Raw genomic sequence first — 20,996 nt, 5'->3', positions numbered from 1 at the left:
CGTAAAGGTCGACGCGACGGCGGAGGCTCCGATGACACGGCGTTCGCGACTGGAAATACGGAGCAGCCTGTCCGCGGATGGTGGGGTGCCCTGCGACGGTGAACTCGCCAGTTGGCCGGCGGTTGATGTGCTCGCGCTCTCCCCTGAGCGACAGACGCTGTACCTGCGTCGCGAACGGGCCATCCGTCTCTATCTCGATGGTGCGTCGGATATCCAGATCCGGTCGATCTGCGGCATGGGGCGCGGCCAGGCCTACCGGCTGCTCAGGGAGCGCTGCCTGAGGCAACACCCGGATGGACGCGTCTTCGGCTGGCGCGGCCTGCTGCCCCACTCTCACACCAAGGCCTACGAACGTAAGACTCCCCTGAAACCCGACGTCTGGGGTAGTGGCGCCGTGGGCGCGTTGCAATGGGCCTTCGAGTGTCCTTCCGGCCGCGGACTTGAGGAGCGTCTGCGCGCGCGGATTCTTGGCAAGCGACCAGAGCTTGAGGCATCGCGCAGGCCTCGCATGGCCATCTTCCGGTGGTTCATCGCCGAAATGCGTGAGCGTGGCTTCGAGCGCCGCGGCGAATGGCCCTTCAATGTTGACCGGCGCGGCTACGTGACGATCGGCACCTACATTGATGCAGTCCTCGCAGAGAATCCCTCGCGCGCAAGGCAGGCCGCCGGCGGAGACGAAGCTGTCAGGAAGGCGCGAAGCGGAGACGGTACGCGACGCCCGGAGCTGCTACCGTTCGAACGTGTGGAGTGCGATGCCCACAAGCTTGATGCGCGTATGCTGGTGCTCGTCCCCTCACCGCATGGCGGGACCGAGCCGCGCATGATCCATCGTGTGTGGGTCATCGTGTTGATCGAAGTCGTCTCGCGCGCCGTGCTCGGCTATCACCTTTGTCTGCGTCGCGAATGTTCGGCCGAAGACGTACTGCGCGCGATCCGAACAGCACTTGTTCCCTGGATCCCCCGCGAACTGCAATTCGGTCAGGATGCCTATGTTTCTGGCGCCGGCCTACCCTCCTTCCACATTCCGCAGCTGACCGGTGCCTGCTGGGACGAGTTCAGTGTCGACGGCGCGCTCGCCAACGTCTGCCAACGCGTCGAGGATGTCTTACGCGAGGTCGTGGGTGCGCGGATCGTCAAGCCACAGGACCCCGCAAGTTACAGTTGCCGACGTACCAAGGACGATCGCCCCTACATCGAGTCGTTCTTCGGGCGTCTCGCCAGTGGTGGCTTTCACCAGCTATCGATTACCACCGGCAGTTCCCCTGCCGACAAGCGCGGCCACGACCCCGAGGCCGCAACGTTCGCCACACAGTTCCAGCTCGAATATGCGCAGGAACTGCTGGATACGCTGATCGCGAACTACAACGCGACGCCGCATTCGGGCCTCGGATACCGTAGCCCGCTCGAACAGCTGCAGTTGCTGGTCGCGAATGGTTCGATGGCGTTTCGCACGGCTGATCCAGGCGCGGTGCGACGCATGGTCTGCGCGCGCAGGCTCTGCACGCTGCAGGGAGGCCTCAGGAATGGCCGACGCCCCCACTTCAACTTTGCCAACGCCCGCTACTCCGCGGAGTGGCTAGCGATGCGAACTGATCTTCTCGGACAGTGTTTCTGGCTGCAGCTCGACAACGATGACGACGCGCGCTTTGCAACCGTCTCCAGCCGGCAGGGACACTTTCTCGGTGTCGTTCGCGCCGCGCCGCCGTGGCACCGCACCCCTCATTCCCTCTACGTGCGATCGGCAATCCGCGCTCTCGAGAAGCGGCGCCTTCTGCATCTTTCCGGCAACAGCGACGCCGTCGAGGCATTGATCCGATACGCCGAGGCCTCGCCGCAAGGGAAATTGCCGGTGCATCCCGCCTATCTGGAGGCACGACGCATCCTGCAGCAGCACGCCGAGGCGCTTGCCGGGCAGTCGATGGTCAGTATTCATGCCCGACATGACGATGTTCGCCCCGTGAACGCTCAGGACGCAGCAGTCCCAGCGGCTCCTGTTTCACCTCTCCCACCGATGCGCAAGGCACAGCAATGGTGACGTTCGACAGCACCCCGAAAGAGCCGCTTGTCGCGCCCGGGGTTCCCAAAGATCATCCGGTCGTGACGCGCGACTATTCCCTGTTCACCGTAGCGATTCACGACATGGTCGAACGAATCGGCACCTGGCTCGATGATCAGGTCGACGGCGCGACGATATTTGGCCCCTTCCGCTTCGGCAAGTCGAACGCCGTTGACCACTGGCTTCAAAGGCTGATGTCCGAGCGCCACGGCGGGTACGTGCCCATGGTGATCTGGAGTCACACCGACTCGGGTGGCAGCCAGGCGGTGGGCCGCTTCTATGCCCATCTGCTTGAAGCGAGTGGACACCGGCTGGCCATGGCGCGCCGCAATCCGCTTGAACGACAGGACATGCTCGTTGAGCGCTGGATCGAGCTCGCATCGCAAGGCGGGGGAAGATTTCTCGTGCTCGTGGTGGATGAGGCTCAGGGCATGACGCAGCGCGAGTGGCTATGGCTTGTCGAGCTGCATAGCCTGCTCGAGAAGCAACGCGTCCGCCTTTGCGTGTTCTCGATCGCCTCAATGCAGTTCTTTGATGAACCTGTCGGTATGGCGCTGGCCGGCGGCGCACACGTCGCTGCTCGTTTCATGCTGGCCGCCGAGCCCTTCCATGGCGTGAGAAACGTCGGCGAGCTTGCGTATGTGATGCGCGGCTATGACGAGGGCAGCGAATGGCCATCGGGATCGGGACACTCCTTCACGGCAGGCCTCGCCCCACGGCCGTGGGCCGGTGGCTTCCGCATGGCCGGCTGTGCAGATGAGCTCATGCAGGCGATGTGCGATGCGTTACCTGAGCGCTACGCGGGCCCCATCGACTTCCCGATGAAAACCGTTGCTCAGGCCTGCCGTCACGTTCTGCTGCGCATCGCCAGTGGGGCCGACGTCGAGGCCTCGACCTCGAGCGCAGCCTGGCGCGCGGCCGTCGAAGACTGCGGGCACCGCACGCTGATGGCGCTCGTCTCTGCGACGGCCGGCCTGCGAAACATCGCCCGGCATCAGGCAAGCCATGCCTGAACGCCTTCTGACCTGGCACGCAGGCAGCATCCTGCCGTATGCCTCGCTCTGGCACACGGTGCTGCGCGCGTGCTCGCTCAATGCGCTACACGCACGGGACCTGCGGATCCTGACACACGCGGCCTGCCGGGGTGCCTTCGCGGTTGAACTGATTGAGAACGCGACCCAACCCGTGGACGTTACGGCATTTGCGAATGAACTCGGGGAGCCGCCCGACGCATTGCGCTGGTCCACACTGGGCACGCTGCCGTCATGGTTACGCCTTGCGATCGTGGTGCCTCGCCCGCGCATCTGCCTCGCCTGCCTCGCCGCCGGCTACCACGCAGCGCTCTTGTCCATCAACCTGCTGGACAAGTGCCCGATTCACGGGACGCCGCTCGTTGACTGCTGCCATTGTGGAGCGCCCTTTCAGGCAACGCTGCGCCGCACGGCGGACTTCAGTACCGCGGGCAGCTGTCGATGCGGACGGTTGCACTTCTTCACGCACGAGACATGCCGGCGGCCAACGCTACCCGCAGCGGCAACCCGCGCGTTCGAGCCCGTCGTTGCGTGGATTGAGTCCTGCTGCACACTGGTACGGCCGCGACTGCTGGAAGAAGCCTTGAAGCAGCACGCTGCCGGAAGTCTGTTCTGGCTTGCCACTGCCGCCCGCGCGCTCGGCATGACCTGGCCTTCGTGTTTCCGTCCGTTGAACGACGAGTCTACGCGATGGCTTACCGTTCATCAGTTCGCGAAAGCGGAACGTACCTCGCCGACCGGACGTATCCAGCCTCCCCCGAAAGCGCGACCACCGCCCATCACTGCGTTCTGGGACGATACGCCCGACGTTACGGTCTATCGCGCGCTCGCGCGGCACATTCGCGGGCATATCGCTCCGCACTCAACGCGGATCGTCAGGTCCTTCGTTGCAACAGGCAACCCGTTGGAAATCGGCCAACGGATACAGTCCGACGTGCGAGCGCTCCTTGCCTTCACGGACGTCCTCTGGTCGCGGGCGATTGAACCAGAGGTCGAACGACGCCGCTGGCCGGGTCGAAAGCCACCATGGGACGTTGTCGGTGGGCTGCGCCATCACATCAAGGACGGATGCTGCGTAAAGGGGGCGAATACGCTGAGTCCTGCGCTGGCATGCTGGGCGGAATATCACGCTGCACGCGTCACGCTGGGCGCCGTCTGGCATGAAGCGAAGCAGCGGGCCGCACTGGTGGCTCATACAGGTGTTGCGGATTGGTCTGATACGGAGTCCTATGCACCATGGAATGCCTGCGCGTGGCTAGCCAGAGCGATGCCCGACGGCCTGCAGTTCGTCACCGCCGCTGCTTCTACATGGCCCGCCGCGCCCCACACAGCCAAGTCTGAACGACGCGCCAGGCATACACGTGCGTTGGAGACGCGCCATGATGCGATGCTCGCCGATCATTCCGGCGCGTGTTTGACGTGGGCGCGCGATGCCGGCTGGACCGTCATGGACACGATCGAGCCGGCGGAACTCGACCTTCGACGTCGGCGCCTGTTCGGATTCACGGCCAAGCGCCTGTGGTGCTGGATTTACCGCACCCGGGACAGGCAATTCGCAGCGCGACTAGCTGGAGCCCGGCTGCAGGCGGTCGGCGCCACGCCAGGTGATGCCATCAAAGCGTTGCGCCGCAGCGCCGCTGACTATCAGCGCGTTTGCCACGTTACCCTGCCGCACACCCCGGCTGTACCGCTTGTCAGGCCTGAACCCATGGATCCGATGCTGGCTGACAGCTACCACGCGCTCGTTAGCGATGTCCGGCACTTCGGCGGCTTCTGGCGGGCGGGCCCGGAGCTGGGCGATGCTGCGCGCCGTTACCAGCGAGCCAGAATCGGCGGCGCACGGCACCTCTAATGCATGCTCCACCGCGGTGCGGCCGATCGCGAAACAGCGCTGGACTGATAACCCCCATTTTCAGTCCAGAATCTAAAACATGAGAATGCTGTTACCGCGAAAACGTGCCGGCGTCCTCCTGTGGCGCCGTACTGCGCGCCATGGCCATGACATCGTGAAATCCTCGAAGCTCAATGGCGATAAGCCGCACGCAATCGAGTCTCCCCTCTGGGGCGCATTTGGCCCATCGCATCCGGCAGTAGTCGGCCGAGGCTGTGCCAAAACCCGAACGATCACCTAGACTGAATCAACCTGTTAGAGCGAGAGGCGGAGATGGGGCGATTTGTCGAAGGTGCGAACCGCAATCAGTCAACGTTGCTGCCGGAATGTCTTGAAGACTTTATCGCCGAAGACAACCCTGTCCGGATAGTCGATGCATTCGTAGACGAGCTCGATCTGGCTTCAATGGGATTCGAGGGCACCACGCCCGCGACTACGGGCCGACCGTCTTACCATCCAGCTGTTCTGCTCAAGCTCTATATCTACGGCTATCTCAATCGCGTAGCCTTCATTCACTTTCTCCTTTTTCAGCGTGCAAGGAATCCGAACGGCAGTCTCACAGCTACACAAACGGGACGTTGGACAAACCGGGACTACTTGTACTCAGTGCAACAGTGCTAAAGGCATGATGGCGTGGCACCGATCTCCCCAAGCCTACGTTGCAACACAACTGCCCCGGCTGTCTGCGGGCAATGTATTTTCACTTTCATGTTCTCCGGCCAAACCGCTGCATTGACGAATCAAGGCTTTTACCGCCTACTGCGAAGGGATATATGGCGATACCCAAGCAGCGATACAACGTGCCACGTACTCTGCATCTTTGCTGCCGCTGAGTAGATGGTCAGCCAGATCCAGCGATATGAAACTCTTTGGATGTTTAGCCGCCAGGAAGATCTTTTGTGCCTGGTCGATGCTAACAGTGTCGTCCAAAGGAGAATGGAAGACGAGCAATGCCCTCTTTAGCCTCGCGACTTTCTCTTCCAGCCGGTGTTCATCAACGTCCTCGAGGAATTGACGCTTGATTGTGAAGTCCCTACCGGCAAGCTGAACGGTCAAGGCGCCGAGCTTCTCGATTGATTCGATGCTGCCCTTGAACAAATGCTTGATATGTCGTACGTCGCCAGGAGCCCCGATCGTAACGACCGCTTTTGATTCCGGTATGTCGGAAGCCGAAGCTAAAACTGCCGCGCCACCCAAACTATGACCAATCAGGAGGGTCGGGGCCTGATGTGCTCTTCTGAGGAAATCCGCTGCCGCCAACAGGTCGCTAATGTTGGAGGAAAAGTTACTGTTGGAGAAATCGCCGTCACTGTTACCAAGCCCTGTAAAGTCGAAGCGCAATACGGCAATCGACTGCTCAGTCAGCACCCGTGCGATCTTCGACGCGGACTTCAGGTCCTTACCACATGTAAAGCAATGTGCGAACAGCGCATATGCGACAGGTTTGTCAGGAAGCTCAAGGAGCCCGGCCAGCGATACACCCTGGCCGTTCTCGAAAGCAATCTTCTGCTTTATCATCGCCGTCGCCTCCTTGGTCGCCGCATCCCGGATGACCGAGACGACGCCTGTGGCTGAGGAATAAGCTGCGGCGCACCGCGTCGGCGGCCACCGCACGAATTGTACGAGGAGGCTCAGCTCTTCGCCGCGCCGGCGGCCGGCACAGCCGCGTTATCATCGCCCGCCGGCCCCAGTGAAGGCAGGTACCTGCCGAAGTTCAATTCGAAGTCGCTTGGAACTCCGTAGGCCATCGCCCGGAGCTTGGCGCGGCGGGCCTGCCCACTTGGCGAGGCCAGCGCGGGGAAAAACATGTCGATGCTCGACTGGATCTCGGACCCCGTTGGCACTCCGAATCGATTGATCTGGGCTTTTGCCAGGCCGAGTGTTTCACGGTCGAATGATGTCAGGCGTTTGACAAGCGTATCAACAAAGTCGTCGAGAGTGTCATCGTCCATCGTGCGGTTTACCCAGCCATAGCGCTCGGCGACGTCGGCGTCGAAGTCGTCGGCGCTGAGGACAAACTCAAGTGCCCGCGACCGGCCGACCAGGCGCGGGAGCCATTCCAGCGCTCCGCCACCTGGGACCAGACCAACGCCGACTTCGGGGTTACCGAATATGGCACTCTGTTTGCTGGCGAAGCGCATGTCACAGGCCAGAACGAACTCGTTCCCGATGCCGCGCGTGCGGCCGCGAATCTTTGCAATGCTTACCACTGGCGATGAGGCGAGTCGCAGTACAAAGTCGCGCCAAAGACCCAATACCTCCGGCCGTTCGGCCGCTTTAGCTACATCAAGATGGGCGACGAAAAAATCGGGATTCGCCGACTGGAAGACTACGACCTTCACGGACGGGTCTGAGTCAAGGTCGGCCATTATTGTTCCCAATTCGACGATCGTCGCAGGAACAAACATGTTGATCGGCGGGTTGCTGAAGGTGATCGTCCACCGGCCCGGACAACTGAGGTCGATGTCAAATTGTGAAGAGTCGGGCATGGTGCTTCTCCTGGCGATTGCTAGACCAGTATTAAGTTCAGGGCGCCTGCAGGCCCCAGCAACTTGCACGTCCGTTGACGAGTTCGACGCGCGAGCAGTGCAACGACGAACTTCGTCTACATGACGGTGACATCCCAAACGATGTTCAGTGACGGCGCGTGCCCATGGCGATCATGCTGCGACAATCTTCGTGCTGATTTCATGTTCCCGCGCAGACTTTGACTACGGGCAGGTCTGATTGGCCAAGTTCGCGATCCTCTCGACGACGCCTCTTCCATTGCCGGCACGCGGATATTGAACTTTGAACCGAGGAACCGCGCGGCCCGGCCTGCTCGATGTACACGTGGATGTCCACGGAAGAGGCGAGCGGGCAGTGTGACCTTCCATAGCTGTGCTGCCCTGCCGAGCACGATGGTGTAACAGGTCGACCAGACGCCGGAAACAGCTACTCGGCTCTTGCTACCGACGAACTCGACATTTTCAACGCCAGCCACCGTCACTTAACCTCATATGCACCTAACTCGCCGCGATGGATTCCGCGGCGGCCAGCATGACGCCGCCTGTCTAGCACGCTGCCTCGTCCGTCACCAGAGTGTAGGTCAAATCCGACGCTACGCCGGGTTGATCGAAGCGCGCCGCCGGCATGCTACACGCCCCGCTGGACGGTGGGCTGCAGACGTTTCAACTTCGGGCGAATCGTCAGGAAAGCCGCGCGGCACTTGACGGTATGATTATCATAGTTATATCCTTCGGTCACTGTCTTCACTGCACCAGGCGTCAGGAATCGTCCAACAAAAGCAACCTGGCGCCGACTGTGCAACGCGAATGCTTCATTCGCACACTGATCTAATGGAGTATTGAAATGTCCAACCCTGCATACGACGCGGACCGCACCGGACTGTTGCTGGTCGATCCGTACAACGACTTTCTTTCGGACGGCGGCAAGCTCTTTCCGATGCTGCGCGATATCGCCGCCGAAGTCCGGCTGCTCGACAATCTCCGTGCTGCTGTCGCAAGCGCGCGGAGAGCAGATATCCAGGTTCTCTATGTGCCGCATCGCCGCTGGCAACCTGGTGATTACGAAAACTGGGACCATCCGAACCCAACTCAACGCCTCGTACAGAAGCGCCAAACGTTCGCCAAGGGCACGTGGGGTGGTGAGTGGCATCCTGACTTTGTCCCGCAGGAAGGCGACATCATCATTCACGAGCATTGGGGCCAAAGCGGCTTTGCTAACACCGACCTCGACTTCCAGCTCAAACAGCAAGGCATCACGCACGTGATCGTGGTCGGCCTGCTGGCGAATACATGTATTGAGTCCACGAGCCGCTTTGCAATGGAACTGGGCTATCACGTCACGCTGGTTCGAGACGCTACAGCGGCTTTCACCAAGGAAATGATGCGTGCCGCGCACGAACTGAATGGCCCCACGTTCGCCCATGAAATCCTGACGACGGCAGAGCTGGTTGCTGCACTTCCCGCCTGATCGAAAGGAACACTCATGAAACTCACCGGTAATCTACTAATTGGTGCGCAGGAAGTCGCCGGGACGTCCGGCAGCATGAAAGCACTTAATCCGACATTGAATGTCGAGATTGAACCGACCTTCGCATTCGGCGGAATTGAAGAGGTTGATCGCGCAGCACGACTCGCCGATGAGGCATTCGATAGCTACAGCCACACAAGCCTTACCGAACGCGCCAGGTTCCTTGAGCGCATCGCCGACGGCCTCCACGTCATTACGCCCGAGCTCGCGCGACGCGCGTCGCTCGAAACCGGCTTGCCGGTCGCTCAACTCGAAGGAGAAGCCGTGAAGTCCGCGCTTCAGTTTCGTCAGTTCTCGACCGTCGTCCGCCAGGGGCGCTTCCGCCAGGCAACGATTGATAGCGCTCAGCCGGAACGCCAACCGCGCGCACGAATGGACCACCGGATGCAGAAAATCGCACTCGGTCCGGTCGCAATCTTTGGCGCCAGCAATTTCCCGATTTCCTATTCGGTCGCGGGCGGGGACACTGCGTCGGCACTGGCCGCAGGCTGCACGGTCATCGTGAAGGCCCACAATGGGCACCCAGGCGCGTCTGAAATGATGGGTCGGGTGATCCAGCAAGCCGTGAAGGATTCGGGCTTCCATGAAGGCGTGTTTTCTCTGATCCGCGGCGGCGGGAACGAAATCGGCGAGGCGCTGGTCGACCATCCGCTCATCAAGGGAGTTACCTTCACAGGGTCGGAAGGCGGTGGAATGGCACTGTTCCGGCGCGCCCAGCAGCGTGCAGACCCAATACCGGTCTTTACCGAAATGACGAGTGTGAATCCGACTTTCGTAATGCCAGCTGCGCTCGCTGCCCGGGGTGGCGTCATTGGCGATGGTTTCGCTGAACGCATGCTCGTTACTGTCGGTCAGGCATGCCTGAAGCCTGCCATCCTGCTCGCCATTGACGGGCCGGGTTACCTTGAACTGAAGGCGGCGATGATCTCCCGCGTCGAAGCAATGCAGGCGCGCACGATGTTGACGCCAGGCATTTTCACGGCTTATCGGAAGAACGTCGAACGCCAGGGCAACGCCGGGGCGAGGCGAATCGCCGTGGGCGGCGAACCGCTGGGTGCTTGGGACGGTCAATCGATTCTCTTCGAAATCGACGGCAGCCGGATGTTGGAGAATCCGGCTTTGTCGGAAGAGGTTTTCGGACCCGCTGCACTACTGGTGCGGGTGAGAGACCTCGAGCAACTGACCGGCATCGCGAGGCAGTTTCGAGGCCAGCTCTCGGCAACGATGCACATCGACCCCGCTGATCACACACTCGCCGCCCGCCTGCTGCCCCTTCTCGAACGCCGTACGGGACGGATCGTCGTCAATGCGTTTGCGCATCCACAAGAGGTGTCATATGCGTCGATCCACGGCGGCCCCTTCCCTGCAACGTCGGATAGCCGCTTTACCTCTGTCGGCATGACTGCGATCGAGCGCTTCCTGCGGCCTGTCTGCTACCAGGGATTCCCGGACGAGCTGCTGCCAGAAGCCTTGCGGCACAACAACCCTTGCGGAATATGGCGTCTGACCGACGGCGACTTATCCAAGGCCTGAACCGCGGTCAGCATGAAAGTAGCGTGCCAGCACCACGTAATTCGCGCAAGCTGCGAAGTCACGGGTTCACCGCACATGCATGCGACGCGAACCCGTGCTATCATTGATATGATTATCATACCAACACTTGTTGCGAGGTCTTGGATGGCTGCGTTGTCCAAAAATAGCGATACGCTGTGCCCGGTCGCGCGGTCTCAGGATGTCATCGGCGACCGCTGGACTGTCTTGATCGTGCGTGAGTTGTTCATGGGCAACCGAAAGTTCGACGGCCTGTTGGCGCAGTCGCAGGCAACACCGCAGATGCTCTCGTCCCGCCTCAAACGACTCGAGGCAGATGGCATGATCGAGCGCAAGCGCTACATGAAAAAGCCCCCTCGCTACGAATATGAACTCACGGAGATGGGCCGAGCGTTCTATCCGGTCATCCTTGCGCTCCGCGAATGGGGTGAAACATGGCACAAGTCGCCGGACGAGGACGTCGCGGTCCACTATACGCACCTTAGCTGCGGCCACGATGCCGGGATTGGCACAGTCTGCCAGGCCTGTGGTGAACCACTGCGGCGTGAAGATCTGAAGGCTGAACTGAGTCCTTCCTACGCGCAGGAGCGCGCAGCGCGACAGGACGCAGTGAAGACCGCCAAGTCTGCGTGATTCATACGCACGACTAGTCTGCCCTGACTGCACCCGCTCGATCGCCCGCAAATCCGGGATGTCTTAGTCAAAGAAGTCGGACCCGCGGCTAGAGACCGGGTCAGCTTTCTGGCCAGCTGTTCCTGCATCAGGCCGACTGCACGAATAGAGGAGCGCAGATTAAGCGATAGCCGTGACAGCAGATAGCGCAGCGGTGCCCTCTCAAGCGACGCTGAAAGTCAACCAAATAAGCTTGTCGCCGCTGTTTGCTTTGAAATTTCTCTTTGGTATCGTATCGTATACGATTAATTCGTATACGATACGATATATCAATTCACCGCGACAGAACAGCTTTCAGGAGACTTCGTCACGAAAATAGACTCAGTCTTCGTACTGCTCGTCGCATTCCAGCGCTCCGCTGCTCGTGGCAGTTGCGTGACGAACGAACTCCGCTCAACGACTAACCGCAGCATTGAACTTGTTCCACAACAGATCTAATAACGAGAAAAAGGAACCATTGATGATTGCACAACAACTGAACAGCAAGGACTACAAAGACATCCGTATTCTGCTATTGCTGGATTCGGGACAGGTACCAGGGATCAACGTACAGCACGAGTCGCTCTCGCAAGCGTACAAGCAGACGGAGACGCCATCGCCGTCGCCCGGGAATCGGCTGGTCCAGGCGATCGTTCAGGCGTTTTCTCAACTGGGACTCACTCTCCCATTCGGCCAAACCGGTACGCCTGCAACTGGAGGGGCCTATGGCATCAGCTCCACGTCGCATGCGGGGTCGCTATCCGGAGCAGGTATTGATGCCATTTTTGAGCAGTTTATCGGCCAGATCCTTCAGGTAGCCCCAGGTCTGCAATACGGAACCGCCACCTCCCCGGCATCGCAGGGCAACTCAGGTAATCAGGGGAACGGCGCATCTGCAGCGGCTTACTCGAATCCCCTTGCGGAAGGGCTTGAATCGCTCGCACGGGCCGTTGGCGCGGGAAGCATCCAGACCGGAGAAGCCAGTGGGAACAGTGAGACAGGTTCGACGACGTCATTGAACAACGCGGTGTCGAAGTTGCAGCAGGATTTCAACACCTTGTTTGGCTCAGCTGGCGCGGACAACCGTGCATCGCTTCAGACCTTTCTACAAACGTTCGCCAGCAACGTCACTGAGTTATCGGCCTCCAGATCCGGCGGCACTTTCGTGCAGACATCTGCCTGAGCCGGGCGATGCGGGATCGCAAGGTGGTTGTGATGAAGTAGTAGAGCGGCTTGCGCTACGCCATGAGTGACCCCGCCATACCTATCATCCGGGAATCTCGGGGAACGCAAACATAGACTGAGGAGTACGTCTGCAGACGCCAGGACCGATGGCGTAGTCGACACGCGCGGGGCGAATGCGCCATGACGCCCAGTTTTTTCCCGTCCCATCGTCGCACCCGCGCGGTTTGTCGCGACCGGCATCTTGCAGAGATCGACTAGCTTCGGATGCTTTCTCCCAACGTATCTCGCCTGATCAGATCGTCCCGCATGCCGGGCCAACGCGTCCGTTGAATGTCTGCAACAGGACGCCGCTGCAATACGGCCGGTAAGCGCTTACTCGCCGCTCTGGATCGACTTGATAAGGTTGTTCCGCAACTTCACGACCGCCGACTGAACATGGGCGAACTCGTCGGACGCGAGGCCTGTCTCGACGGGGTCCATCTTAAGCGCTTCTTCGCACAGCCGCCGGCCGCTCTTCGTGAGACTGATCCGCACCTGGCGCTCATCACCAGGATCGCGCTGTCTTTCCAGATAGCCCATCGCCTCTAGCTTCTTCAGCATTGGCGTAAGTGTGTTGGATTCGAGAAACAGCTTTGCTCCAAGACTGCTGACGGTCTGGTTGTCCTCCTCCCACAACGCAACGATCGTGATGTATTGTGGGTAGGTAAGTCCGAGTTCCTCGAGTATCCGCTTGTATGCTTTGCCAAAAGCCAGGTTTGCCGAGTAGACCGCGAAGCACAGGTAGTCGGATAGCAGAAGGCTTTCCGGTGCCAGTTGATCGCTGGATTTCACGTGTGTCCTCCTTGTCTTTTGCTCGTTGTCATCCTCAAGTTCCTTCACCATAGCGGAGCGCTCTCAGTTCCGATAACAAATCATCGACCGCCTGATGCTGTGGCCGGCGCGCAGGAGCAATGAAGATGCGCGACGGCCCAGCGACGGAAAGATGCACGACTTAGTGATGCGCGAAAGAGTTGTCGCGCGGCGCCACACGAAGATTGCTCCCCGCTTCCGACGTTCCGTAAACTGCACCGCCGTACGCCTTTTCCGGGCCGGTTGCATCTTCGCGTTCGGCGGCGACAGTTCGCAGACTCTGACCGCTCTGCGATGCGGGTGCGCCAACCGTGGGCTTATAGAAAGGTGCCGGTCCGTAGCCGCTGGCGAACGCGGGTGCGGCGACGGATGCCGAAACTGCGATGAGCAGTGCAACGATGAGCTTGGTCTTCATGATGGAAACTCCTGAAAGATGTTCAGTAAAGGGCGCGTGCCCTCCGAAGAGAGACACGTGCCCAGGCGCATCACGCCGCGACGATGTTCGTGTTGATCTCGATGTTGCCGCGCACGGACTTCGAGTACGGGCAGATCTGATGGGCCAGGTGCGCGATTTTCTCCACGACTGCCTTTTCCACACCCGGCACGCGGATGTTGAGTTCTGCGCCGAGGAACCAGGCTGCACCGGTTTGCCCGATGTTCACTCGGATGTCCACGGAATAGTCGCGAGGCAGCGTGACCTTCTGCAGTTGGGCCGCCATGCCGAACACGGTGGTGAAACAGGCGGACCAGGCGCCAGCAAACAGCTGCTCGGCTCTCGGGTGTGGCTCAGTGCCGATGTAATCGAGGTTCTCAACGCCGGGGGCAGTCAGCTTGAGGTCATAGACGCCATACTCGCCGCGCTGGGCATCGGGGTCACGATTGACCGTGGCGTGGGAGTTGCCTGCAGCGAGGACTTTTTCGATCTTTTCCATGATGGATTCCTGTATATATAAAGGTAATAAAAACTGTTTAACTCTTGTGCGATGTAGTCGTATGCGATTTATTCGTTACGCAGCGACGACGTTCAGGCCGACCTCGATGTTGCCGTGAACGGCCTTCGAATACGGGCAGATTTCGTGGGCGCGCTTCGCGATTGCCTCGACAACTTCCGTTGCCAGACCCGGCGCTCGGATGGTGAAATCGGCGCCGAGGCAAAATCCGTTACCGACCGTTCCGATACGGACCTGGATGTCCACGGAATAGTCGGCCGGCAGGGTGACCTTCCTGAGCGAGGCAGCAATTTCGAATGCGCTGATGTAACACGCCGACCACGCACCAGAAAACAGCTGCTCGGCTCGTGGGTGCAGCTCGGTGGCAATGAAATCGCGGCCTTCACTGTTGAGTGCCGAAAGCTTGAGGTCGAGTACGCCGTGCTCACCACGCTGGACATCGGGGTCGTGGTTGACCGCGGCGTTGGAGTTGCCCGAGAAGAGGACTTGATCGATCTTGGTCATGATGGGTTCCTGTGTGAATAAGGGGGTAAGCTATTAAATCGCATGCGATGTAATCGCTTGCGTCGAATAATGGAGAAGGACGCGCGCAATGTCAATCGCAAAAGATTTAATCGCATGCGTCAATTTGATAGTTTGACCATGGATCCGGCGGTCGACCAGCATGGTGCCCCCTGCCCAGCAGCCGGTCGCGCGCGGTGTAAGCAAACAAGCCACCGCCTGGCCGACTTGGGCGTCGGCGAATGATGTGAATTGCGGGCGCGTGCTTTCGGGGACAAGCGTGCCCCGCCCGCTTGGCTCGTGGCGCCCCTATCAGGAGGTGACGGCGTGCAGCAAGTTACGGCTGCGGGAAACGCAGCCACGGGGACGCCAGGATAGTCGACCCGTCAATCCGGCACGCGCCGCCGCGGGTCGAACTCCATTGCCACGCACTTGCCGGCTCCACAGGAGATCGTCGGTAAACTCACGCCGCACTTGACGATATGATTTTCATAGTTATATCCTTCGCCATCGTCGTGTCCGTTGCGTAAGAGGTCACGAATCGTCCGACGAAAGCAATCCGGCGCCGGCTGCGCGGCGTGATTAGCTGCCGCGCGGGAAGGCACGGCGCAACGTTTCAGCAAGCGAATGCAACCTTGTTTCCAACCGGATCCCACGCGCACGGCGAGCCGACGCGTATGCGAGTCAACATGCGAAAGGAATGACTATGAAGATCGAAGATGCTGTCGTTTTCGTAACGGGCGCGAACCGCGGGCTTGGCCTCGAGTTCGCAAAACAGGCGCTAGAAAGAGGGGCGTGGAAGGTATACGCAGCTGCGCGCGATCCAGGCAGCGTGACGTTACCGGGAGTCATTCCCGTGAAGCTCGACGTGACCGATCCGGCAGCCGTAGCCGCGGCCGCGGATGCAGCCCGGGATGTCACTCTGCTGATCAACAACGCGGGTATCGCGCGCCTCGGCAGCCTCATGGACGACGGCGCAATCGAGGCGCTGCGCGATCACTTCGAAACCAACGTGGTCGGCATGCTCGCGACGTCGCGAGCGTTTGCAGGGAACCTTGCCGCCAACGGTGGTGGCGCAATCCTGAACGTGCTATCGGTCGCGAGCTGGGTGAACCGGCCAATTCTGTCTGCCTACGGCGTGTCGAAGTCGGCCGCGTGGGCGTTGACGAACGGCCTGCGCCAGTCGCTGCGCGAACACCGCACGCAGGTTGTCGGCCTGCATGCCGGCTTTATCGATACGGATCTGGTGCGCGGACTGGAAGTCCCGAAAGCAACCCCGGCCGACGTCGTGCGCCAGGCGTACGAAGCCATTGAAGCCGGCGCGGAGGAAGTGTCCACCGACGCTATAACCCGGCAAGTAAAGGCCGGGCTGTCGGAGGGCATCTACCTGAAAGACGCGGCGCAACGCTAAACGCCCGAACCGGTCCCGTAGCGTGACGCCCGGGAACCCCACGTCTGGGTTTCGTCGACGCGTGCCAACACCATTCATGGACAGATGCAGGCATGAAAGCTGGACCTCGTTCAGCTCGTGCATCACGCAGGTTTCAATGACGCGGACCTTAGGTCCGTCAGGATAAGCAAACTGTTATGCCGACTCTTTTTGACCCTCTCCAGGTTGGCGACCTCACGTTGCCGAATCGGATCATCATGGCCCCGCTGACCCGCAAACGCGCAGGTGATGAACGCGTGCCTAATGCGCTGATGGCCAAGTATTATGCGGAGCGCGCGTCTGCCGGACTGATCCTCACGGAAGCCACGTCGGTCACGCCGCAAGGTGTCGGCTACGCCGCGACGCCTGGCATCTGGTCGCAGGAGCAGGTTGCAGGTTGGAAGCTCGTTACCGAAGCCGTGCACACCGCTGGGGGCAGGATCTTTCTGCAACTTTGGCATGTCGGGCGCATGTCGGATCCGATCTTCCTGAACAGTGATCTGCCGGTTGCGCCGAGCGCGATCGCACCACAAGGCAACGTGAGCCTCGTGCGTCCGCCGCGATCTTTCGTGACGCCGCGCGCGCTCGACCTCGCCGAAATCCCAGGCATCGCCGATGCCTATCGTACGGGTGCCAGGAATGCCAAGGCCGCGGGTTTCGATGGCATCGAAATGCACGGTGCGAATGGCTATCTGCTCGACCAGTTCCTGCAGGACAGCACAAACCATCGTACGGACGCGTATGGCGGCTCAATCGAAAATCGCGCCCGCCTCCTCCTCGAAGTAACCGACGCGTGTATCGACGTATGGGGCGCTAATCGTGTTGGCATGCACCTCGCGCCGCGCGGCGACGTGGGTACGATGGGCGATTCCGACCCAGCGGCTACGTTCGGCTATGTCGCTCGCGAGCTCGGCAAGCGCAGGATCGCATTCATCGCCGCCCGGGAATCGCTCGGCGAGAACCGTCTTGGTCCCAAACTGAAAGCCGCGTTCGGCGGACCGTACATAGCGAACGAGAAGCTTACACGGGCATCGGCTCAGCAGACGCTCGATGCAGGTGAAGCGGATGCCGTGGCGTGGGGTCAGTTGTTTATAGCTAACCCTGACCTGCCGCGGCGCTTCAAACTCGACGCGCCGCTAAACCAGCCCAATCCTTCCTCTTACTACGCCGAAGGGGAAACCGGTTACACGGACTACCCGGTGCTGCAAATGGCCGATTTATCGCTCGGCGTTGATACTCGAGGCACCCGTCGCCGCGATCATGCAGTGGAAGTTGCCCTATGCGAACCGCGTCACTGAGCGGGCATTGCCAGAGCGAAAGACAACTAGCCACGGTCGCTGCTTCTGCAGACGCTCGTGCTTAGGTTCTCTAAGGTTATGTGGCTCGGTCCAAGTCCATTTGAACCGCTGATAAGTTCACCCGGCATGTGAAACGGGGCCGTCCGCGAGCGTCTTTCTAGATTGGCTACGCCTTCCCCCTCTCCATACCGATCGCATACGATTAGATAGCATGCTATTGACATTGACTAGTCTTTGTCGCATTCTTACGCGCATGCGAGTACATCGCATGCGAACTATAAACCAGGCCCGGAATGACTGGGCAATGCACTGAGGAGATCTCGTCGTGAATGTCATGCTCGTCCACACATCGAATACCAAAATGCAGGTCACTCGCGCCGTCAAATCAGCTGTCACTGCTTTCGCGTTGACGCTCGCCTTTGGTGTACATGCACAAGATGCAACGTCACCATCGGCTTCGACAAATGCTGCGGTGCTGACGTCACCCAAAACTGCAAAGGCCGCAAACCGCGCGCTCGCGAAGAAGGTCCGCCATGTGCTCGCGCGCACCAAGGGATTGAGTCCCGCGAATATCTACGTCACTGCAGTCGACGGTATGGTCACGCTAACCGGCAGTTGCATCAGCGACGATCAGATCACCCTTGCCGGCAATGCGGCCGGGAAAGTAGAGGGCGTGAGCTCTGTGAACAACCGGCTTGGCATCAGGACGCCTCGGTAATTGCCTTCCCGCTGTCATGTCAGGTAGTTTGCATTCCGCCTGACGATCGCGAGTCACGCAGAACTTCGATTGGATGCCAGCGAGGCATCCGTCGACTACGAAAAAGGGATGAAATGACAACGGAAACTGAAACTGCCATTTTGGCTGGTGGGTGCTTTTGGGGAATGGAGGCGCTACTGCGGCGCTTTCCCGGCGTAATCTCAACGCGCGTGGGCTACACCGGTGGCTCCACGCCTAACGCCACCTACCTCGATCATGGCGCACACGCGGAAGCCGTTGAGGTCGTATTCGACAAGCGAACAATTAGTTATCGCCAGCTCCTGGCATTCTTCTTCCAGATTCATGATCCGACGACTGCTGACCGACAAGGCAATGATATCGGGCCGAGTTACCGGTCAGCAATCTTCTACCTCAGCGAAGAGCAAAAAGCGGTAGCCGGTAACACGGTGGCCGAAATCGATGCGTCCGACCTCTGGCCTGGTAGGGTTGTAACCCAGATTGCCCCAGCGCGAGAATTCTGGGAAGCGGAGCCGGAACATCAAGGCTATCTGGAACGCAATCCCGATGGATACACCTGCCATTTCGTTCGACAGGAATGGAAAGTGGATAGGTGAGCCGAGCCGGACGGCCAATTTGGCTGAAAAGTGCAAGATCTAAGCGCCACAGGGCATCCAACTCGCCAAGGCGCTGCTGATATCACTCGAGACGACTACGACCAGCTTTGATCCCAATGGCGCCACGACACCGGTTGCACAGCAGCCTGGAGGCGCATGCAGGTAGCAGTCGTTCGTGATCCCAAGCTATCCAGATCACCATACGAAAGTCTCACAGGAATCCTACGTTTTAAAGATGATGCAGACGAGATCTAAAGACCACCCGTTCGCGAGACCCGTAAGGCTTTCTGAATCGCTCTGTTTCGCGATTTACTCCGCGAATCTTGCCTTCGTCAAAGCCTATCGTCCGGTCCTCGACGAACTGGGGCTCACCTATCCGCAATACGTCACGATCATTGCGCTCTGGGAGCGCTCACCTCAGGCCGTCGGCGAGCTAGGAGCGAAGCTGCTTTTAAAAACCAGCGCGCTAACGCCAATATTAAAACAGCTTCAACTCATGGGCTATCTGGATAGACAGCGCGATCCAAAGGATAAGCGTCGCATACTGATCAGTCTCACAGGAAACGGTCGGAAGCTTCGCGAGAAAGCACTGAGCGCAGATTCCGTCAGGACGATGGGTCTAGTGCTTGGCGAGGTCCTGCATGTACAGGAGGCCATTTCGAAGCTGCGGACCAACCTCGAGCGCCCTCGACAACTGACGTCAGTCATGAGGGACTGAGTCCGTCGCGCTTTTCACATATATCGCGTCAGACTAAATACGGCGCGGCTAACGTCTGCTCAACATCAGCAAAAGCCAGTTCGCGGCAGGCACACGCAGATCCAATCACCATTCAAACAGGAGATTGCCAGTAATGTTCAGTCACATTGCGGTAGGTACCAACGACCTCGAAAAAGCCAAGCGATTTTACGATGCCGTACTGGGCGCACTCGGCTATGACGAAGGCATCAAAGACGACAACGTCCACCGTCGCCGCTACGTGTATCGCAACGACACAGGAATGTTCATAATTACCGAGCCGCTCGATCGGCGACCGGCCACGCACGCCAACGGCGGAACAGTCGGCTTCGAGTGCTCGTCGGCCGCGCAGGTAGATCTCTGGCACGCGGCTGGTCTTGCTAATCACGGTACGTCGATTGAAGCGCCCCCCGGTGTACGTGAAGCACCTGGTGGTAGGCTATATCTCGCTTACCTACGCGATCCGGATGGCAACAAGATATGCGCGTTGTACCGCATTCGCAATTAGCGCCGCTTCCTGAGCCAGTCGCCACGGGCTGGGATCAGCTTAAACGCTCTTCCGAGGGAGCGAGCAGACTTCGGGCCCGCGTCGTCGAAAGTTTGCGCTCGACCGCGCTGGACGACAATGACGCACCGAGTTCGCCCGTTGGCTGAGCGTACTCCGACTGGTGGACATATAAGAGCAAGAACTGATGTTGTCCCTCGCGCCGAAAGTGATATCGCTCTGAGAGAAAACGATCCGTGTCGGCTACGCTGCTTCCAGGGAAAGCGTGTCAGAGTGAGTTGATCAAATTACCGCGCAACGTCACGATCGCCTTCTGCAATTTCTGGAATTCGTCCGGGCTGAGCCCAGTCGCATCGGTAAGGTCGGCAATTTTCAGGCTCTTCTCGCGCAACCGCCGGCCGCTTTTCGTCAAGCTGACGCGCACCTGGCGCTCATCCTCGGGATCACGCTTGCGCTCCACGTAGCCCATCACTTCGAGCTTCTTCAGCAGTGGCGTAAGCGTGTTCGACTCCAGGAACAACTTTTCCCCCAACCCGCTCACCGTCTGGTTGTCTTGCTCCCAGAGCGCTATGATCGTAATGAACTGAGGATACGTGAGGCCAAGTACATCGAGGACGGGCTTGTAAGCCCTGCCGAACGCCAGGTTCGTGGAGTACACAGCAAAGCAAAGATAGTCCGCAAGCGGCACGGGTGCCGGTTCTGGCAATTCAGTTGGTTTCATGTACATCCTCTTCGAACGAAGGTCACTGACTCGCTGTTTAAATATATCGCTTGCGATTATATCGCAACATGGTCTAAACACGTGGGCCGCATTTCACGGAAGTCACATGGCTACCATCACGCGCAGCCAGGGTGGCTCCGCGAAAATCGAAACGCTACCGGACGGGTGCTAAGGAGGGAGCGGCCACGAAAGCCGGATGTGCGATGAGCACTACAGTGAACCGGATCTCCATGATCGAATGCGATGGCTTCAATGACGTCCCACGCTAGCATCGG

19 protein-coding genes and 2 pseudogenes are annotated in these 20,996 nt (G+C 59.6%); 14 read left to right on the top strand and 7 right to left on the bottom strand.

The window, feature by feature from the left end:
• Positions 1-31: 31 nt before the first annotated feature.
• From BFD71_RS42130 to BFD71_RS41775, 4 genes and pseudogenes are all read left to right on the top strand, one after another.
• Complete coding sequence (locus BFD71_RS42130; protein ID WP_176732870.1) at positions 32-2,035, top strand: hypothetical protein; 2,004 nt, start codon at positions 32-34, stop codon at positions 2,033-2,035.
• The gene (locus BFD71_RS12050; protein WP_069263909.1) at positions 2,029-3,069 is read left to right on the top strand and encodes a hypothetical protein; all 1,041 of its coding nucleotides are present in this window, start codon (positions 2,029-2,031) and stop codon (positions 3,067-3,069) included. Before BFD71_RS42130 ends, BFD71_RS12050 begins: the two co-directional genes overlap by 7 nt.
• Entirely contained in the window at positions 3,062-4,939 is a 1,878-nt protein-coding gene (locus tag BFD71_RS12045) for a hypothetical protein (RefSeq protein ID WP_069263907.1), read from the top strand. Before BFD71_RS12050 ends, BFD71_RS12045 begins: the two co-directional genes overlap by 8 nt.
• Before the next feature lie 312 nt (positions 4,940-5,251).
• Positions 5,252-5,521 (top strand): annotated as a pseudogene (locus BFD71_RS41775) (transposase); the annotation flags it as partial.
• Positions 5,522-5,734: 213 nt separating this feature from the next.
• Here BFD71_RS41775 and BFD71_RS12040 read toward each other — a convergent pair.
• Together BFD71_RS12040 and BFD71_RS12035 are read right to left on the bottom strand one after the other, a co-directional pair.
• Positions 5,735-6,496: an alpha/beta hydrolase family protein gene (locus tag BFD71_RS12040; protein ID WP_069263905.1), complete on the bottom strand. Its 762-nt coding sequence runs from the start codon at positions 6,494-6,496 to the stop codon at positions 5,735-5,737.
• A gap of 113 nt (positions 6,497-6,609) precedes the next feature.
• Positions 6,610-7,467, bottom strand: coding sequence for an enoyl-CoA hydratase/isomerase family protein (locus BFD71_RS12035; protein ID WP_069263903.1), 858 nt, complete (start codon positions 7,465-7,467; stop codon positions 6,610-6,612).
• Positions 7,468-8,329: 862 nt separating this feature from the next.
• On the opposite strand from BFD71_RS12035, the gene BFD71_RS12030 reads away from it, so the two are divergent.
• The 4 genes from BFD71_RS12030 (at position 8,330) to BFD71_RS12015 (ending at position 12,398) form a co-directional block, all read left to right on the top strand.
• A complete protein-coding gene (locus tag BFD71_RS12030; protein ID WP_069263897.1) occupies positions 8,330-8,953 on the top strand; it encodes an isochorismatase family cysteine hydrolase in 624 nt (207 codons plus the stop codon).
• Between the two features lie 15 nt (positions 8,954-8,968).
• Positions 8,969-10,546 carry an aldehyde dehydrogenase (NADP(+)) gene (locus tag BFD71_RS12025; protein ID WP_069263895.1) on the top strand — a complete coding sequence of 526 codons (1,578 nt, stop codon included), beginning with the start codon at positions 8,969-8,971 and terminating at the stop codon, positions 10,544-10,546.
• Between the two features lie 144 nt (positions 10,547-10,690).
• Entirely contained in the window at positions 10,691-11,197 is a 507-nt protein-coding gene (locus tag BFD71_RS12020; RefSeq protein ID WP_069264184.1) for a winged helix-turn-helix transcriptional regulator, read from the top strand.
• Between the two features lie 499 nt (positions 11,198-11,696).
• Positions 11,697-12,398 carry a hypothetical protein gene (locus tag BFD71_RS12015; protein WP_069263893.1) on the top strand — a complete coding sequence of 234 codons (702 nt, stop codon included), beginning with the start codon at positions 11,697-11,699 and terminating at the stop codon, positions 12,396-12,398.
• 374 nt (positions 12,399-12,772) lie between these two features.
• Here the strand turns inward: BFD71_RS12015 and BFD71_RS12010 are convergent, their stop codons facing one another.
• From BFD71_RS12010 to BFD71_RS11995, 4 genes are all read right to left on the bottom strand, one after another.
• Positions 12,773-13,231 (bottom strand): MarR family winged helix-turn-helix transcriptional regulator, encoded by a 459-nt coding sequence (locus BFD71_RS12010; protein ID WP_069264181.1) that lies wholly within the window; start codon positions 13,229-13,231, stop codon positions 12,773-12,775.
• A gap of 160 nt (positions 13,232-13,391) precedes the next feature.
• Complete coding sequence (locus BFD71_RS12005) at positions 13,392-13,664, bottom strand: hypothetical protein (protein WP_069263890.1); 273 nt, start codon at positions 13,662-13,664, stop codon at positions 13,392-13,394.
• Between the two features lie 70 nt (positions 13,665-13,734).
• A complete protein-coding gene (locus tag BFD71_RS12000; RefSeq protein ID WP_069263887.1) occupies positions 13,735-14,181 on the bottom strand; it encodes an Ohr family peroxiredoxin in 447 nt (148 codons plus the stop codon).
• 75 nt (positions 14,182-14,256) lie between these two features.
• A complete protein-coding gene (locus tag BFD71_RS11995; RefSeq protein WP_069263885.1) occupies positions 14,257-14,703 on the bottom strand; it encodes an Ohr family peroxiredoxin in 447 nt (148 codons plus the stop codon).
• 703 nt (positions 14,704-15,406) lie between these two features.
• Here BFD71_RS11995 and BFD71_RS11990 point away from each other — a divergent pair.
• The 6 genes and pseudogenes from BFD71_RS11990 to BFD71_RS11965 all read left to right on the top strand — a co-directional run bounded on the left by BFD71_RS11990 (position 15,407) and on the right by BFD71_RS11965 (position 20,003).
• A complete protein-coding gene (locus BFD71_RS11990) occupies positions 15,407-16,111 on the top strand; it encodes an SDR family oxidoreductase (protein ID WP_069263883.1) in 705 nt (234 codons plus the stop codon).
• Positions 16,112-16,287: 176 nt separating this feature from the next.
• Positions 16,288-17,343, top strand: a pseudogene (locus BFD71_RS11985) (alkene reductase); the annotation flags it as partial.
• Between the two features lie 418 nt (positions 17,344-17,761).
• The gene (locus tag BFD71_RS11980; RefSeq protein WP_083245205.1) at positions 17,762-18,145 is read left to right on the top strand and encodes a BON domain-containing protein; all 384 of its coding nucleotides are present in this window, start codon (positions 17,762-17,764) and stop codon (positions 18,143-18,145) included.
• Positions 18,146-18,258: 113 nt separating this feature from the next.
• On the top strand, positions 18,259-18,759 hold the full coding sequence (gene msrA, locus BFD71_RS11975) for a peptide-methionine (S)-S-oxide reductase MsrA (RefSeq protein ID WP_069263879.1): 501 nt from the start codon (positions 18,259-18,261) through the stop codon (positions 18,757-18,759).
• 238 nt (positions 18,760-18,997) lie between these two features.
• Positions 18,998-19,477 (top strand): MarR family winged helix-turn-helix transcriptional regulator, encoded by a 480-nt coding sequence (locus BFD71_RS11970; RefSeq protein ID WP_069264180.1) that lies wholly within the window; start codon positions 18,998-19,000, stop codon positions 19,475-19,477.
• A gap of 133 nt (positions 19,478-19,610) precedes the next feature.
• Positions 19,611-20,003 (top strand): VOC family protein, encoded by a 393-nt coding sequence (locus BFD71_RS11965; RefSeq protein WP_069263877.1) that lies wholly within the window; start codon positions 19,611-19,613, stop codon positions 20,001-20,003.
• Between the two features lie 265 nt (positions 20,004-20,268).
• Here BFD71_RS11965 and BFD71_RS11960 read toward each other — a convergent pair whose 3' ends face one another.
• Positions 20,269-20,721 (bottom strand): MarR family winged helix-turn-helix transcriptional regulator, encoded by a 453-nt coding sequence (locus tag BFD71_RS11960; RefSeq protein ID WP_069264178.1) that lies wholly within the window; start codon positions 20,719-20,721, stop codon positions 20,269-20,271.
• Positions 20,722-20,996 lie beyond the last annotated feature (275 nt).

It is taken from the genome of Paraburkholderia nodosa (genome assembly GCF_001718195.1).
Taxonomy (GTDB): Bacteria; Pseudomonadota; Gammaproteobacteria; order Burkholderiales; family Burkholderiaceae; genus Paraburkholderia; species Paraburkholderia nodosa_A.
Note: the sequence above shows the minus strand (reverse complement) of the source record. Positions and strands in the feature narration are given on the sequence as shown.